The following is a 15,956-nucleotide window of genomic DNA, read 5'->3' as shown; positions in this document are numbered from 1 at the left end:
AGCATTTGTTCCTTGTGTTGACGTGTGCTTTACCTGCGGACCCCCTTCGGGGTCACTCGCAGGCCTCCTCCGCGGCCGTACTGCCGCGGAATGTCGGCATCGGATCGGGGGTCCCGGAGAGGCTTCCCGAAAGCTCTTCCGCGTGCCCTTCCCGCGTCCCCTCCGGCAGTTCCCGCGCCACCGCCAGGGGTGCGTCGGCGCGCAGCCGCGCGAAAAGCCGCCGCGCCGCCGGCTCGACGAGTTCATCACGATTGGCGTTATGCGCATACGACTTCCGGGGAACGGTCAGGAATTGCACCTTTTCCATGGGGATCGTGCGCAGGCCGCGCACAAGGTCGTAGAGCCCGCGCAGACTCGCCAGTCCCGGGTCCGTGGTGAGGGACGACGTGGCCGCGTCCAGCACCGGATACAGCTTGACCGGATTCAGCAGGACGTCATTGCCGCGCACCTTCGCGGCCAGCGCCGCGAGGAACCGCTGTTGCCGGTCCATCCGTTCGGTGTCGCTGCCGTCCCCCAGTGACTTGCGGGCCCGCACATAGCCCAGGGCCTGCTCGCCGTTCAGCTTCACCTTGCCCGCCGGCAGGCGCAGTTTGGCCTGCTTGTCGTGAATGGGTTCGGTGAGACACACCTCGACCCCGTCGACGGCGTCGACCATCTCCTTGAAGCCGCTGAAGTCCACGACGACGTGATGGTCGATCCGAATGTCGGTCATCCGCTCGACCGTCCGGACGGTGCAGGCCGAACCACCGCTCTGGAAGGCGTAGTTGAACATCGTGAACACCGGTTCCGTGCGACTGCCGTCCGGCCGCCGGCAACTCGGCACGTCCACCATCAGATCCCGTGGCAGCGACACCGCGGTCGCGCTCCGCCGATCCGCCGCCAGATGCAACAGGATCGTGGTGTCCGACCGCTCGGTCCCCGAATCCCGCCCGTACTCGTCGTTCCCGTCCCCCGACCGCGAGTCCGACCCGATGAGGAGAATGTTCTGCGCGCCCCGCACCAGCGCCGTCGGCCGCTCCTTCTCGAACCGCGCCAGCTCGTCCGCCGCCGTCCGGTCCGACGTGATGTTCCCGTCCAGCTTCTGGTACGCCGCCCACCCCACCCCCAGGGCCCCGACGAACACCAGCACCGCGCCGCCCCCCACCCACCGCACCCACCGCCGCCGGCGCCGACGTGTGCGCCCGGCCCCGGTGGGTGAACCACCCACACCGGGCCCCAGCTCACGCGCCTTCCCACCGACGTCGTCCACTTCCGGCCACCCCTCACGGCGTACGAGCGACTCGTTGCTCTTACGACGATGGCGCGGGTGGGGGTGGGGGGCGGCCGGGGCTAGGCCGAACGGGGGAGGGGCGCCGTCCAGGGGCCTCAGGGGCAGCCGACCTGCTGTCGGGGGCGCGGGGAACTGCGCGGGGAACTGCGCGAGCAACTACGACGCACCCGCAGCCGCTCTACGACCTCACCGCTGCGACCTCACCGCTGCGACCTCACCGCTGCGACCTCACCGCTGCGACCTCACCGCTACGGCGTCAGCGCTACGGCGTCAGCGCGCGACAGCCGAGACCCGCTCGCTCTCGATCCTCTTGGCCAGCCCATCCTCACCCAGCCGCTCAAGATGCCGACACAGCACCACGGACCCCCCGGTGGCGAGCGGCCCGTACAACCCCGCGGCCAACCCCTCCCAGGTGTCGTACGGCAACCCCGACAGCAGGCGAGACCCGGGCCCTGTCAGCCCGAGGTCACCCGCCTCCGCCCGGGCCCGCTCCACGACCTCCGCGCCGCTGAACTCCCGCCCGGCCACGACCAGCGCCGCCTCCTCGGGATCCACCGGCGCGTACGCCACGAACCGATCCCCCTGCGACGGCACCTCGACGGCATAGTCGGCGAACCCCGAAGGGGCCTGCGGGAAGCGCCCCCCGAGCGGCCGCAGCGCGAGAGCGATCCGCTCCCCGGAGCACGCCCGAGCCGCGTCCAGCGTGTCCGGTCCGCTCACCACGATGTCGGCCGTCCCCGGATCCCCGGCGACCTCGGCGACCACGCCCACCGACGCACACGCCAGCAGCCACACCGCCGTCTGCCAGTGCGCCGGCAGCAGCAGCGCGACCCGGTCACCCGGCTCGGCCGACAACTCGCCCTGGAGGAGGTTCGCGGTCTTGGCCACCCAATTGGCGAAGGTGGCCACGGACAATTCGACCCGCTCGCCCGTGGCGTCGTCGTAGAAGGTCACCAGGGGGCGCGCGGGATCCGCGGCCAGCGCGGATCGCAGCAGGTCGGCAGGGGTGCGGTCGGTGGCGTTCACCCGCGTAAGCGTACGCGGGGCCGCTCGCCCCGTGGTCCCCGGGCGAGCGGGAAGCGCCACCGGTTCGGCGGAGCGGAGCCGACGCCTCGTCAATTCAGAGTTGGACAGATATGTATGACTATGTCCAGGATCGGACACATGCGTAGATCACGATTCCTCGCGTCCTCGATCGGCGTCACCTGCGCGGCGGCACTCGCCCTCCCGGCGGCACTCCCGGCGACGGCATCCGCGGCGACCCCGACGGACTCGTCCTCCACTGCGATCCTTGCCCCGGCGCAGTTCTCGGCCCCCACCGGCCCACTCGCGCTCGCCCCCGTGGCGGGCAGCACCCAGTCGCTTCCTCTCGTCCCTCTCGGAGAGGACCGAAACCTCGGTCCGGCCGCCCCCGAACAAGGCTTCGGCAAGCGGGACGTACGGTCGTTCTCGCTGGTGGGCGTCGTCTGGGACGACCCGGACGCCGAACTCGAGGGCCGCGTCCAGGTCCGTTCCCGTGCGAAGGACACCGCCCGCTGGTCCGGCTGGCAGGACGTCGAGACACACAACCACGAACACGCGGCCGACCCCGACACCGCCGAAGGCTCCTCGGGCCGCGTGCGCGGCTCCACCGCTCCGCTGTGGGTCGGCGACTCGGACGGCGTCGAGGTGCGCGTACGCGCCGAGACCCGTGGCCGTACGGCCGCTCCGGGCGTCCAGATGCTCCCGGACGGCCTACGTCTGGAGCTGGTCGACCCCGGCTCCGGCGCCCCGGCGGGCGCGGCGGGACCGCAGGCCGGTACGGGCGCCGTGCAGGCGGCCGAGCCCCCGCCCGTCGGCACCCCCGTGGACACCCCGAGGCTGGGCGCCCTGACCGCCGAGTCGGCCGCAGCCTCCGCTGTCAACGCCGACCTCGCGCCACTCGGCGCCACCACGATCCCGGCGCTGTCGCGCAAGGAGACGGAGGAGCGGCTGGCGAACCTGGCGCCCGGGGTGAAGCCGTACATCGGACCGCGTCCGCGGATCGTCACGCGGGCCGGCTGGGGCGCCGACGAGAAGCTGCGCGAGCGCGACTTCCGCTACACCAACCGGGTCAGCGCGGCCTTCGTGCACCACACGGCGTCGGGCAACAACTACAAATGCGCGCAGGCCCCGTCCGTCATCCGCAGTATCTACCGCTACCACGTCGTGAGCAGCGGCTGGCGCGACATCGGCTACAACTTCCTCGTCGACAAGTGCGGAAACATCTACGAAGGACGCGCGGGTGGTGTCGCGAAGGCCGTCATGGGTGCCCACACCCTCGGTTTCAACACCAACAGCATGGGCATCGCGGTCATCGGCAGTTTCGGCACCACCAAGCCGCCCGCCGCGTCGGTCAAGGCGATCGCGCAACTAACCGCCTGGAAACTCGGTCTTTACGGGGCGAACCCGAAGGGCAAGACATACCTCACTTCGGGTGGTGGCAATCTCTACCCAAAAGGTAAGAAGGTGCTACTGCACGTGATCTCCGGCCACCGGGACGGGTTCGCGACCGAGTGCCCGGGGGGGCGCCTTTACGGAAAACTCGGCGCGGCACGCACGGCGGCCGCCCGCTATCAAGGCCGATAGCGCGGCGACAGGGTGATGGAGGGGAACCGGGGTGCGAGCACCCCGGCCAGAAACCAGTGACCCGCCGGAGGTCACACCGGACACGAACCACAGCACAGGCCGAGGGCGCGCCCGCCGCGCCCTCGACGGCATCCCCGTCGACGTGCCTCTCCGCGCGTCGACGGTCAACCGCACGGCCGCGAAGGCGCCATGGAACGGTCTGCATACACTGGCCGGTCGAATGACAGTTCGGCCGGTCCCGGCAGGAAGCAGAGACGACAGGTGACAGAAGCGATCCTCCTGGTCGGCGGCAGAGGCACCCGGCTGCGTCCGCTCACGGTGCACACTCCGAAGCCCATGGTCCCGGCGGCCGGAGTCCCCTTCCTCACGCACCAGTTGGCGAGAGCCAGAGCGGCGGGAGTCGACCACATAGTCCTCGCCACCTCCTATCTGGCCGAGGTCTTCGAACCCCACTTCGGCGACGGCTCCGCCCTCGGCCTCCACCTCGAGTACGTCACGGAGGAGGAGCCCCTGGGCACGGGCGGCGCGATCCGCAACGCCGCCTCGCACCTCCACTCCGGCCCCGAGGACCCCGTCCTCGTCTTCAACGGCGACATCCTCACCGGCCTGGACATCCGCCGCCTGGTCGCCACCCACGAGTCGACCGGAGCGGACGTCTCCCTCCACCTGACCCAGGTGACCGACCCGCGCGCCTACGGCCTCGTCCCCACCGACGGGACCGGCAAGGTCCTCGCCTTCCTCGAAAAGCCCCAGACACCCGAGGAGATCGTCACCGACCAGATCAACGCGGGGGCGTACGTCTTCCGCCGCTCGGTCATCGATACCATCCCGGCGGGCCGCCCGGTCTCGGTGGAACGGGAGACGTTCCCGGACCTCCTCGCAGCGGGCGCCCATCTGCAAGGCATGGTCGACTCGACGTACTGGCTGGACCTGGGCACCCCCGCGGCCTTCGTCCGCGGCTCGGCGGACCTCGTCCTGGGCCGCGCCCCGTCCCCCGCCGTGCCGGGCCGCTGCGGAGACCGTCTCGTCCTCCCCACCGCCCGAGTCGCGGGCGACGCCAAGCTGACCGGCGGCACGGTGGTGGGCGAGGGCGCGTTCGTCGGCGAGGGCGCGAGGGTCTTCGGCAGCACGGTCCTGGCCGGCGCGGTGGTCGAACCCGGCGCGGTGATCACCGACTCCCTCATCGGCGCCCGCGCCCGCATCGGCGAACGTTCCATCCTCACCGGCGCCGTCGTCGGCGACGGCGCCGTCATAGGCGCCGACAACGAGCTCCGCACCGGCGTCCGAGTCTGGTGCGACGCCCAAATCCCCACGGGGGCGCTCCGCTTCTCGTCGGACCAGTAACCGCTGGGCGCGTTCGACGCCTGCGGCCGAGTGGGGGCTTGTCGCGCAGTTCCCCGCGCCCCTTGAAAGGGCCTGCGGCCCCTTTAGGGGCGCGGGGAACTGCGCGAGCAACCACGACGGACCCGCGGCCGGGGGTCAACGGGGCGCCGCCCCTTGAGGATGGGACGGGTAGGGGCGGCGGGGGCGACCTACAACCGCCCGATATCCCCGCGCGGCATCCGCGGCACCCGCCGAGCCGGCCCCCGCCCCGACAACAGAACCAACCGAGCCGCCCGATGCCGCTGCCCCGCATACGGCTCCAGCAACGCCAACATCACCGCGTCGTCCGCATCCCGATCCCCCGCCAAGGCGAACCCCACGATCCCCGGCAGATGCAGATCCCCCACGGTCACCGCATCCGCCGCCCCATGACTGCGCTGCACGGTCTCCGCCGACGTCCACGGCCCGATCCCCGGCACCAACTCCAACCGCGCCTGCGCGTCGACCGGCGACATCCCCACGGCCTCCTCCAGCCGCCCCGCCACCCGGACCGCCCGCAGAATCGTCGACGCCCGCTTGTCGTCGACCCCGGCCCGATGCCACTCCCAGGACGGAATCAGCGCCCACTCCCGCGCCCCCGGCATCACACACATCCGCCCCGGCACGGGCCCCGGCGCCGGCTCCCCGAACTGCCGTACGAGCAAGCGCCACGCCCGATACGCCTCGTCCGTCGTGACCTTCTGCTCCAGCACCGACGGAATCAACGACTCCAGCACCAGCCCGGTCCGCGTCAGCCGCAGCCCCGGCCGCCGCCGCCAGGCCATCGCCACGGCCCGATGCCGAGGCACGAAGACCTCCGGTGCGTCCGACGCCCCGAGCGTCGACGGCAGCTGATCGAGCAGCCACCCGGCCCCCGGCCCCCAGGCCTCCGCCTCGACGACCCCGCCCCGCATCGCGACCCGCAGCGTGCCGGCCCCCGCCGGCGTACGGCTGGCCCGCCACACGGAGCCGTCCGGCATCGCCCGGAAGGTCGGATCCCCGGGCCCCCGCCGAAGCGGCCCCAGCACCAGCCCCAGATCGAGCGGCCCTTCCGGCACCCACGTCCGTCGCCGCCCTGCCATCGCCCCCTGCCGAGGCACCCCACCAGGCACGACGACATCCCCACCCCGCACAGTCGTACGAGTGGGCCGCTGAGGGAAACGTCCGGCCACGAAATGGTCCTAGAAGTGATGCGGCGGTCTATGGGAGCGGTGCAGTGCGAGAGCGGTGCCCTATGAGCCTAGGTGCCCGTGACGCTTTCAGGGGCGCGAGCACGCACAAACGAACCCGCACCCGCCCACCTCACCGCACCTCGACAAAGGCCTCCGCATCCCGCTCACCCCGAGCCGGAGGCGACCCGGCCGCGTGCCCCACAGCGACCGCCCCCATCGGATCCCACCCCTCCGGCAGCTCCAGCACCCGCCGCACGACCTCCCGGCAGAACATCGTCGACGACACCCACGCGGACCCCAGCCGCTCCCCGGCCAGCGCGACGAGGAAGTTCTGCACCCCGGCCCCGGCGGCCACGACGAACATCTCCCGCTCGGCCGCATCCCGCCGCGCGTCCCCGTAGACGTGCGACCCGTCCATCACCAGACACGGGACCACCAGATACGGCGCGTTGCGCAGCACGTCCCCGCGCCGCACCCGCTTCGCGATCGACTCCTCGCTCTTGCCGTCCCGCCGCAGATCCGCGATCCACGCGTCCCGCATGGCGTCGAGCAGCCGCACCCGCGACTGCTCGGACTCCAGCAGCACGAACCGCCACGGAGTCGTGTGATGCGGCGCCGGCGCGGTGACGGCGGCGGCCACGGCCCGCCGCACCGCCCCGGGATCGACCGGCTCGTCCGTGAACGCCCGGACCGTACGCCGTTGGGTCACGGCCAGCCGTACGGCCTCGGAGGTGCCGAGCCGGAACATGTCGTCCCGCGCCCCCCGGACCAGCGCCCGCGTCCCCTCGCCGTCGTCCTCGGCCACGACATGCCCCAGCCCCCGTACGACGGCGACAGGCAGCCCGGCGGCCTTGCCCTTCACCAGGTCGCCGGCGGAGGCCAGCTCGTCGCCGGTGGCGACGACGGTCGCGCTGAGCGGATTGCCGTGCGCGTCGGTGCCGCCCCGCAGGTCGTCGAGGACCCGCACACCGGCCGCCCCGATGGCGACATCCGTCAGCCCACTGCGCCAGGGGCGTCCGAACGTGTCGGTGACGAGGACGCCGACCTCGACCCCGAGCGCGTCCCTGATGCCGTCCCGGATCGCCCGCGCGGAGGCGTCGGGGTCCTCGGGCAGCAACAGCACGGTCCCGGAGGGCGTGTTGGAGGCGTCGACCCCGGCGGCGGCCATCACCAGCCCCTGCCGGTTCTCCACGATCCGCAACATCCCGCGCCGGGCCACGACCCGTACGGTCTCGGCGTCGATGGCGGCCTCGCGGTCGACCGCCTCGACGACCCGCCCCTCCGCCTTGGACACGATCTTGGAGGTGACGAGCAGCACGTCCCCGTCGACCAGCCCCGGCTCGGCCGCGGCGATCAGCTTCGCGAGGTCGTCCCCCTTCTGCACCTCGGGAATGCCGGGCAGGGCCCAGACGCGGTATCCGGTACTGGGCGGCACGTCTCTCCCACGCTCCTCGCTCACGCTGCCCGCACCTCCTCCGCCAGGGCCAGCGCCGCACGCGCCATCTCCGCCGTCGCGTCCAGGTCGGTCATCATCAGCGGAATGGCCCGGCACCGTATCCCGGCGGTCTCGACGCGCTCCACGACGCCCGCGTCGACCGTGTCGACGAGCCAGCCGTCGAGGAGCCCGGAGCCGTAGTGCTCGGCGACGGCCGCGGCCGTGGACTCGACGCCGACGGCGGCGAGGACCTTGTCGGCCATACCGCGCACGGGCGCGTCGCCGACGATGGGGGAGAGGCCGACGACCGGCACCCCGGCCTCGGCGATCGCCTCCCGGATGCCGGGCACGGCGAGGATGGTGCCGATGGAGACGACGGGGTTGGACGGCGGGAAGAGGATCACGTCCGCCTCAGCGATGGCCTCCAGGACCCCGGGCGCCGGCTTCGCCTGCTCGGCGCCGACCGGCACGATCGCCTCGGCCGGCACGGAGGCCCGCAGCCGCACCCAGTACTCCTGGAAGTGGATGGCCCTGCGCTGGCCTTCCTGCTCGACGGCGACATGGGTCTCGACGCGGTCGTCGGTCATCGGGATGAGCCGCACGCCCGGCTTCCACCGGTCGCACAGCGCCTCGGTGACCGCGCTCAGCGGATACCCGGCACTGATCATCTGCGTCCGCACGATGTGGGTGGCGAAGTCCCGGTCGCCGAGCCCGAACCACTCGGGCCCGACGCCGTACGCCGCGAGCTCCTCCTTGAGGTGGAAGGTCTCGTCGGCCCTGCCCCAGCCCTGCTCCTCGTTGATGCCGTCGCCGAGGGTGTACATCACCGTGTCGAGGTCCGGGCAGACCTTCAGCCCGAAGAGGTGGATGTCGTCCCCGGTGTTGCCGATGACCGTGATGTCCGCGTCCGGCACGGCCCGCTTCAGACCGCGCAGGAACCGGGCACCACCGATGCCGCCTGCCAGAACCACAATGCGCATGGGAGCCAGTTTGTCAGGCGGGTACGACAGCGGCCCGCCCGGCCGCGAGCACGGCCGGTTTCACACGGTCCCGGTCAGACCGTGACGGTCGCCGCCCCCGCCGCGCAGGCCTTCGTGTGCATCGGCATGTCCGTCAGGCCGGGGTAGTAGACGTGCAGGCTGATGGCCGGTTCCAGCGCGTCGTTGACGACCTCGTGCGCGTAGCCCGGCGCGAACACCCGCTGCGCGCCCGCGCCGAGCACGCGCGAGCCCCGCTCGGTGCGCTCGGTCAGCGTGCCGTCGAGCACGGTCAGTACGCCGGAGGAGCCCCCGTGGTCGTGCAGCCCGGTGCCCTGCCCCGGCACCCAGGACAGCAGCCACACCTCGTACCCGGGGCCGGTTCGCAGCCGGTGGTACCAGCGCGTCGTCGCGTCGTACTCGACGAGGTGCTCCCACTGGGAGCGGTCGTCGGCGAGGGAACGGGCCAGTCCGGCGAACTCGGCCACGGTGACCGGGTGTTGGCGCGGCGCCTGGAGGAGGTGCGGTACTTCGAGAAGGTCGCCGGCGATCTGGAGGTCGCTGTCGCTGTTCATGAAGTGAGGTGGTCCTCGACGGAGAGTGCGGGGGGCTGGGTGTCGCGTACCGTCCGCCCGGGTCACGGGCGGGGCGGGGTGTGCCCGGCTTCCGGGCGACGGGGACGGCGGCCGAGCCGGGAGGGGCTCAGCGGCAGCCGGAGCGCGTACGGCTCAACAGCTGGAACAGCAACAGCTACAGCGACAGCGAGCAGCACCGAGGGACCCGGCGGAGCGGGTCGAGGTGAGTGCCAAGTTCGCGAGCATGCCCACAAGCACAGCGGTTCACACTCCCGCTGTCAACTTCACGTCCGGTATGTGGATGCCGGTTCACCTCTTTCGGTACATCCGCGCGGCGAAAGGTTTGTGCTCGGGGTACCGGGGAGACATGGCGTCCAACCGGGCAAGCCGTCGGCACGTGCGCGTGGAGGGCCGTCGGCGCCCCCGGAGCGAGTCGGGCTCGAACGAGCCGGAGTGAGCCGGAACGAGATCGAACTCCTGGGCGTCCTTTGACGTAAGGGAGGGAGAACCCATCCGGAACTCCCGTCTGCCGCCAGGCTGCTGTCAGGGTTTATGCCGATTTGAACACTTTCCGCATAGCCTTGGTTCCGCAGAGTGAATAAGGGGCTCAATAGCAGATCTCGGCTTGACTCGCCCGTAGCAGCACACTTGTAATTTCACTCGTGTCGTTCAGCCGAAAACGGTAACGGCCGCACGACGGGGACGCGAAAGACGGACGAGGGGCGCACATGACCGAGCTCGTGCAGCAACTGCTGGTCGACGACGCGGACGAGGAACTCGGCTGGCAGGAGCGCGCGCTGTGCGCCCAGACCGATCCCGAGTCCTTCTTCCCCGAGAAGGGCGGCTCGACCCGCGAGGCCAAGAAGGTCTGCCTCGCCTGCGAGGTCCGCTCCGAGTGCCTCGAGTACGCCCTCGCCAACGACGAGCGGTTCGGCATCTGGGGCGGCCTGTCGGAGCGCGAGCGCCGCCGCCTCAAGAAGGCGGCCGTCTGACCCGTCCCGGAACATCCGACCCGTCCCGGAACAGTCGAACAGGAACAACCGAACATGTACGGCCCGTCGCACGTGGGTTGTCCACAGGCGGCGGGCCGCCCTGCTGCTCAGCCGTTAGTGTGGGCCCTCGTCCGAGACGTCCCGCTGTCCCCGCCGGACACAGACGTCCACCGCAGTCCATCGAACCGGGGCCCGTACCTCGATGTCCGTGCACAGCCACACCGCAGCTCACCACGACGCTGCCACTCCTGAGTTCCCACGTCATGTGGTGACCGCGGTCCTCGTCGCGCACGACGGCGCCCGCTGGCTGCCCGACGCGCTCGCCGGGCTGCTCGGCCAGGAGCGCCCCGTGCAGAGCGCCATGGCGGCCGACACCGGCAGCGCGGACGACTCCGCCCGGCTCCTCTCCGAGGCCCTCGGCGAGGACCGCGTCCTGCACCTCGCCCGACGGACCGGTTTCGGGCAGGCGGTCGAGGAGGCCAACCGCACCGCGGGCGTCCTCACCCAGGACGACCTCGCCTACCTCCGGCGCCCCAGCGGCTGGGACCCGGTCACCCGCAGCTGGCGCGACGACGCGTACGACATGCCGGAGCTTCCCCACGGGGAGCCGGTCCAGTGGCTGTGGCTGCTGCACGACGACTGCGCCCCCGAGCCCGACGCCCTCGCCCAACTGCTGCGGGCAGTGGAGAACGAACGCGAGCTGGGCCAGGACGACGTCGCCGTCGTCGGTCCCAAGCTGCGCGGCTGGTACGACCGCCGTCAGCTCCTGGAGGTCGGCGTCACCATCGCCAACTCCGGCCGCCGCTGGACCGGCCTGGACCGTCGTGAGCAGGACCAGGGCCAGCACGACCACGTCAAGCCCAGCCTCGCCGTGTCCACCGCCGGCATGCTGATCCGCCGCGACGTCTTCGAGGAACTGGGCGGCTTCGACCGCCGCCTGCCCCTCATGCGGGACGACATCGACCTGTGCTGGCGCGCCACCGCCGCCGGGCACCGCGTCCTCGTCGCCCCCGAAGCCGTCGTGCGGCACGCCGAGGCGTCCGCGCGCGAGCGCCGCACCGTCGACTGCGTGGGCCGCAGCGCCGCCTCCCCGCACATGGTCGACAAGGCGGGCGCGATCTACACCCTCCTCGTCAACTCCCGCACGGCACAGCTGCCCTGGGTGCTGCTGCGGATCGTCCTCGGCACCCTGCTCAGGACCGTCGCGTACCTCGTAGGCAAGGTCCCCGGACAGGCTGTCGACGAGATCCGCGGTCTGCTGAGCGTGCTGCTGCGGCCCGAGCGGATCATCGCCGGGCGGCGCAGGCGAGGCCGTTCGCAGCTGGACAAGGGGGAGCTGCGGCCGCTGTTCCCGCCACCCGGCGCGACCGTCCGGGCCACCGTCGAACAGGTCGCGGGCGATCTGTTCGGCCGCTCCGACGCCGAGACCCCCCAGGCCGGACGGCACGGCGGCGCGGTGGAGTCGGGACCCGGGGACGACGACGCCGACTTCCTCCAGGTCGAGCAGTTCGCCCGGCTCAAGCGCATCGCGCGTGCGCCCGGGCCCGTGCTCTTCGCGCTCCTGCTGCTCGCCTCGCTCGTCGCCTGCCGTGAACTGCTCGGCGGCGGCGCGCTCGCCGGCGGCACCCTGCTGCCCGCGCCCGACGACTCCGCCGAGCTGTGGTCGCGCTATCTGGACGCCTGGCACCCGGTCGGCGCGGGCGGCGCCGAGGCCGCTCCGCCGTATCTGGCCATCGTGGCCATGCTCTCCTCCCTGCTGTTCGGCTCCGCCGGACTCGCCGTCACCGTGCTCCTCGTGGCGTCGGTGCCACTGGCCGGCTTCACCGCGTACTTCGCCTCGCGGCCCCTGGTCGAGTCCCGGCTGCTGCGCGCCTGGGCCGCCGTCGTGTACGCCTTCCTGCCCGCCGTCACCGGCGGGCTCGCGACCGGTCGCCTCGGTACCGCCGTCCTCGCGATCCTGCTGCCCCTCATCGCCCGCGCGGGCGCCGCGGCCGGCGGCCTGAGCAACAGAACAGGGGCGCGCGGCAGTTGGCGTGCGACCTGGGCGTACGCCCTGCTGCTGGCGATCACCACCGCGTTCACCCCGATCGTGTGGCCCATCGCGCTGCTCCTCGGCCTCGGGCTCCTCGTCGTCCGCCGCCGCGAGATCGCCGCCTACGGCCCGCGCTTCCTCGCCCAGCTGGGCACCCCGCTGCTGATCCTCGCCCCCTGGTCGCTGACGCTGCTGCCGTTCGGCTTCTTCGAGGAGGCCGGTCTGGAGTACGGCGGGAGCACCGCCTCGGCGACCGATCTGCTCGGCATCAGCCCCGGCGGCCCCGGCACGGTCGGCGGGCTGACGCTCGTCGGCATCGTCCTGGCCGCGCTGGCGGCCCTGCTCCGCTCGGAACGCCAGCCGGCCATCCGGACCGCTTGGACGGCCGCCCTGGTGGCCCTCGTCCTCGCGGTCCTCTCCAACGGCTCCACCTGGGCGGGCCCCGCGACCCTCGTCTACGGCATCGCTCTCCTCGCCGCCGCCACCCTGGGCGCCGACGGGGCACGCTCGCGCGTGGCCGAGCAGAGCTTCGGCTGGCGCCAGCCGGTGGCCGTGCTCATCGCGCTCGCCGCCGCCGTCGGCCCGCTGCTGGCCGCCGCCGGATGGGTGCTCGGCGGCGCCGACGGTCCCCTGGAGCGCCGCGACCCCGTCCAGGTGCCCGCGTTCGTCGCCGAGGAGAGCGGCACCCGCGACCAGGCCCGCACCCTCGTCCTCGACAGCGACTCCACCGCCAGGGTCGGCTACACCCTGGTCCGCGGCTCCGGCGTCCGCCTCGGCGACGCCGAACTCACCGCCGCCGCGGGAGAGAACGAACAACTCGACAAGGTCGTCGCCAACCTCGTCGCGGGCTCCGGCGCCGACCAGACCGACGAACTCGGCGGCTTCGCCGTGCGCTACGTCCTCGTCCGTCCGGGCGCGCCCCGCGAGGTCGGCCGCGTCCTGGACGCCACACCCGGCCTGAGCCGGCTCAGCCAGCAGGACGGCAGCGCCCTGTGGCGGGTGGACCGCCAGGTCGCCCGCGTCACCATCGAGGCCTCCTCCGGCGACGCCAAGGCCGTCGCCGCGGGCCCCGTCGACGTGCACACCACCATCCCGGCCGGTGGCTCGGGCCGGGTCCTGCGCCTCGCCGACACCGCCGACGAGGCCTGGGCCGCCACCCTCGACGGCAGGCCGCTCACCCCGACCACGGTCGACGGCTGGGCCCAGGGCTTCCAGCTGCCCGTGGACGGCGGCAAGCTGGACGTCACCTTCGACGCCCCCGTCAGCCACACCGGCTGGCTGTGGGCCCAGGGCTCGCTCGCCGTCGTCCTCGTGGTCCTCGCCCTCCCCGGCCGCCGCCGGGACGTCGACGACGACCTCCCCGACGAGCCCGTCGCCGTGCCCGCCCAGGACATCACCGGCGACGGCCGCCGCGCCCGCCGCCTGCGCGCCCAGGCCGAGGCCGAGGCCGAACAGTCCGCCGACCCCGACCTGGCTTCTCCGCCGGAGGATGTCCCGGCCGCGGCCACCGTCCCGCCCCAGCACGGATACGGCATGGGGGTCCCCCCGGGCGAGGACGTTCGAGGCTGGGGGAGGGACACCGCGCACCACGCGGGTGCCGGCGCCGAGTACGGCCAGTACGACCAGCAGTACCAGGGTGCCCAGCAGTACCCGGCGGGCACGTACGACCAGCAGCACTACCAGGCCGACCCCTACCAGGGCGGCCAGTACGACCCGTACGCCTCCTACGGGGGCGACCCGGCCTCGTACGACCAGACGTACACCCAGGGCTACGACGCGACCTACGACCCGTCGCACGGCACCGGCACCGACAGTGAGCGCCCCGACGGGAGCCAGCAGTGAACCGCACGACCCTGTCCCTGATCGCCGGCGCGACCGCCCTCGCCGCCGTCACCGGCTTCGCCGCGCTCTCCGCGCCCGACGCCTCCGGCGGCGACACCACGGCGAAGGCGGCCGCCCAGCTGCCCGTGCAGCGGACCAGCCTGCTCTGCCCCCAGCCGAGCACCTCGGACCTCGCGGAGACCGCGTACACCTCCTTCACGCCCGTCACCAAGGGCACCGGCGGCGACGGCAGCGCCGAACTCGTCGCGGCGGGCGGGGAGTCGACAGACCCCGGCAAGGGCGACAAGGACGGCAAGGGCGACGAGGGCGGCAAGGGCGACGAGGGCGGTGACAAGGACGGCGGCAAGGACAAGGCCGCCAAGCCCGTCGTGGAGGTGAAGGAGCCCGGAAAGCCCGTCGCCGGCAGCACCGACGGCGGCGACTCGCCCGCGCTGATCGGCACGGCCGAGGGGAAGTTCGCGCCCGGCTGGACGGTGCAGGAGACCACCGAGGTCGCCGCCGGCACCGGTCGCGGCCTGCTCGGCGTCAACTGCACCGCCCCGGACACGGAGTTCTGGTTCCCGGGCGCCAGTACGGCCGCGGGCCGCACCGACTACGTCCACCTCGTCAACCCGGACGACTCGGCGGCCGTCGTCGACATCGAGCTCTACGGCAAGGACGGCGCCCTGAAGTCGACGGTGGGCGACGGCATCACGGTCCGGCCCCGCGCCGACGAGCCGGTCCTGCTGTCGACGCTCGCCACGGCGAAGGAGGCCGACCTCACGGTCCATGTCAGGGTCCGCAGCGGCCGGGTCGCCGCCGCGGTCCAGGCCCTCGACGACAAGCGGGGCGGCGACTGGCTCGCCGCCGCGGCCGACCCGGCCGCCAGTCTGGTCCTCCCCGGCATCCCCGAGGACGCCACCTCCGTGACCCTCGTCGCCTTCACCCCCGGCGAGACCGACGCCGACCTGAAGCTCCGCCTCGCCTCGCCCAACGGCCCGATCACCCCCGCAGGCAACGAGACACTGCACGTCAAGGGGGGCATGACCGCCACCGCCGACCTCGGCGACATCACGCGCGGCGAGGCCGGTTCCCTCCTGCTGACCCCCACCGACCAGTCGGTCCCGGTGGTGGCCGCCCTCCGCGTCGTCCGCGGCAAGGGCGACAACCAGGAGACGGCCTTCATCCCGGCCACCCGCCCGGTCGGCGCGCGCGCGACGGTGGCCGACAACCGCGCCAAGGGCACCACCCTCGCCCTCACCGCGCCCACCGGCGCGGCCAAGGTCAAGGTCACCGCGTCCGCCGGCAGCGGTGGCGGCGAGCCCACGACGAAGACCTTCACGATCAAGGCCGGCACCACCCAGAACGTCGACCTGCCCGCCCCGGCCGGCCTCAAGGGCACCTACGCCCTCACCGTCGAACCCGTCTCCGGCGGCCCCGTCCACGCCTCCCGCACCCTGGAATCCAAGCTCGACACCGTCCCCGCCTTCACCATCCAGACCCTCCCGGACGACCGAGGCACGGTGGCCGTCCCGGAGGCGCGGCAAGACCTGTCGATCCTGCAGAGGTAGTGCTCGCGCAGTTCCCCGCGCCCCTGCTCTTCAGGGGCGCGGGGAACCGCGCGACCGGCCCCCACACACCCGCAGCCGACAAACGCACCCGAGCGGGGTCGAAGGGGCGCAGCCCCTGGGGATGGGACGGGTAGGGGCGGCG

At 72.8% G+C, this 15,956-nt stretch carries 11 protein-coding genes; 5 read left to right on the top strand and 6 right to left on the bottom strand.

The features are described from left to right. Nucleotides 1-52 precede the first annotated feature (52 nt). Nucleotides 53-1,249, bottom strand: a complete 1,197-nt coding sequence (locus OG272_RS19745) for an LCP family protein (RefSeq protein ID WP_327729406.1) — start codon at nt 1,247-1,249, stop codon at nt 53-55. Between the two features lie 291 nt (nt 1,250-1,540). Further along, nucleotides 1,541-2,296 (bottom strand): TIGR03089 family protein, encoded by a 756-nt coding sequence (locus OG272_RS19740; protein WP_326582336.1) that lies wholly within the window; start codon nt 2,294-2,296, stop codon nt 1,541-1,543. Nucleotides 2,297-2,416: 120 nt separating this feature from the next. On the opposite strand from OG272_RS19740, the gene OG272_RS19735 reads away from it, so the two are divergent. Both OG272_RS19735 and OG272_RS19730 read left to right on the top strand, forming a co-directional pair. Next, entirely contained in the window at nt 2,417-3,877 is a 1,461-nt protein-coding gene (locus OG272_RS19735) for a peptidoglycan recognition protein (protein WP_326585799.1), read from the top strand. Nucleotides 3,878-4,138: 261 nt separating this feature from the next. Beyond that, entirely contained in the window at nt 4,139-5,221 is a 1,083-nt protein-coding gene (locus OG272_RS19730) for an NDP-sugar synthase (protein ID WP_326582337.1), read from the top strand. A gap of 188 nt (nt 5,222-5,409) precedes the next feature. On the opposite strand, the gene OG272_RS19725 is transcribed toward OG272_RS19730, so the two are convergent. From OG272_RS19725 to OG272_RS19710, 4 genes are all read right to left on the bottom strand, one after another. Beyond that, nucleotides 5,410-6,411 (bottom strand): DNA-3-methyladenine glycosylase 2 family protein, encoded by a 1,002-nt coding sequence (locus OG272_RS19725; protein ID WP_327729407.1) that lies wholly within the window; start codon nt 6,409-6,411, stop codon nt 5,410-5,412. Nucleotides 6,412-6,541: 130 nt separating this feature from the next. Beyond that, nucleotides 6,542-7,870 (bottom strand): coenzyme F420-0:L-glutamate ligase, encoded by a 1,329-nt coding sequence (locus tag OG272_RS19720; RefSeq protein ID WP_326582339.1) that lies wholly within the window; start codon nt 7,868-7,870, stop codon nt 6,542-6,544. Continuing rightward, complete coding sequence (gene cofD / locus OG272_RS19715; RefSeq protein ID WP_405894249.1) at nt 7,867-8,826, bottom strand: 2-phospho-L-lactate transferase; 960 nt, start codon at nt 8,824-8,826, stop codon at nt 7,867-7,869. The genes OG272_RS19720 and cofD overlap by 4 nt, the downstream gene beginning before the upstream one ends. 74 nt (nt 8,827-8,900) lie before the next feature. After that, nucleotides 8,901-9,398, bottom strand: coding sequence for a cysteine dioxygenase family protein (locus tag OG272_RS19710; protein ID WP_327729409.1), 498 nt, complete (start codon nt 9,396-9,398; stop codon nt 8,901-8,903). 728 nt (nt 9,399-10,126) lie between these two features. On the opposite strand from OG272_RS19710, the gene OG272_RS19705 reads away from it, so the two are divergent. The 3 genes from OG272_RS19705 to OG272_RS19695 all read left to right on the top strand — a co-directional run bounded on the left by OG272_RS19705 (nt 10,127) and on the right by OG272_RS19695 (nt 15,814). Beyond that, the gene (locus OG272_RS19705) at nt 10,127-10,390 is read left to right on the top strand and encodes a WhiB family transcriptional regulator (RefSeq protein WP_003975777.1); all 264 of its coding nucleotides are present in this window, start codon (nt 10,127-10,129) and stop codon (nt 10,388-10,390) included. A gap of 202 nt (nt 10,391-10,592) precedes the next feature. Then, nucleotides 10,593-14,264, top strand: a complete 3,672-nt coding sequence (locus OG272_RS19700; RefSeq protein WP_405894247.1) for a glycosyltransferase — start codon at nt 10,593-10,595, stop codon at nt 14,262-14,264. Further along, entirely contained in the window at nt 14,261-15,814 is a 1,554-nt protein-coding gene (locus OG272_RS19695; protein ID WP_327729411.1) for a DUF5719 family protein, read from the top strand. The genes OG272_RS19700 and OG272_RS19695 overlap by 4 nt, the downstream gene beginning before the upstream one ends. The last annotated feature ends 142 nt before the right edge of the window (nt 15,815-15,956 follow it).

The sequence above is a fragment of the Streptomyces sp. NBC_00104 genome (genome assembly GCF_045160825.1).
Lineage (GTDB): Bacteria > Actinomycetota > Actinomycetes > Streptomycetales > Streptomycetaceae > Streptomyces.
The sequence above is the reverse complement of the archived record's forward strand: the minus strand, read 5'-3'. Positions and strand labels throughout refer to the sequence as shown.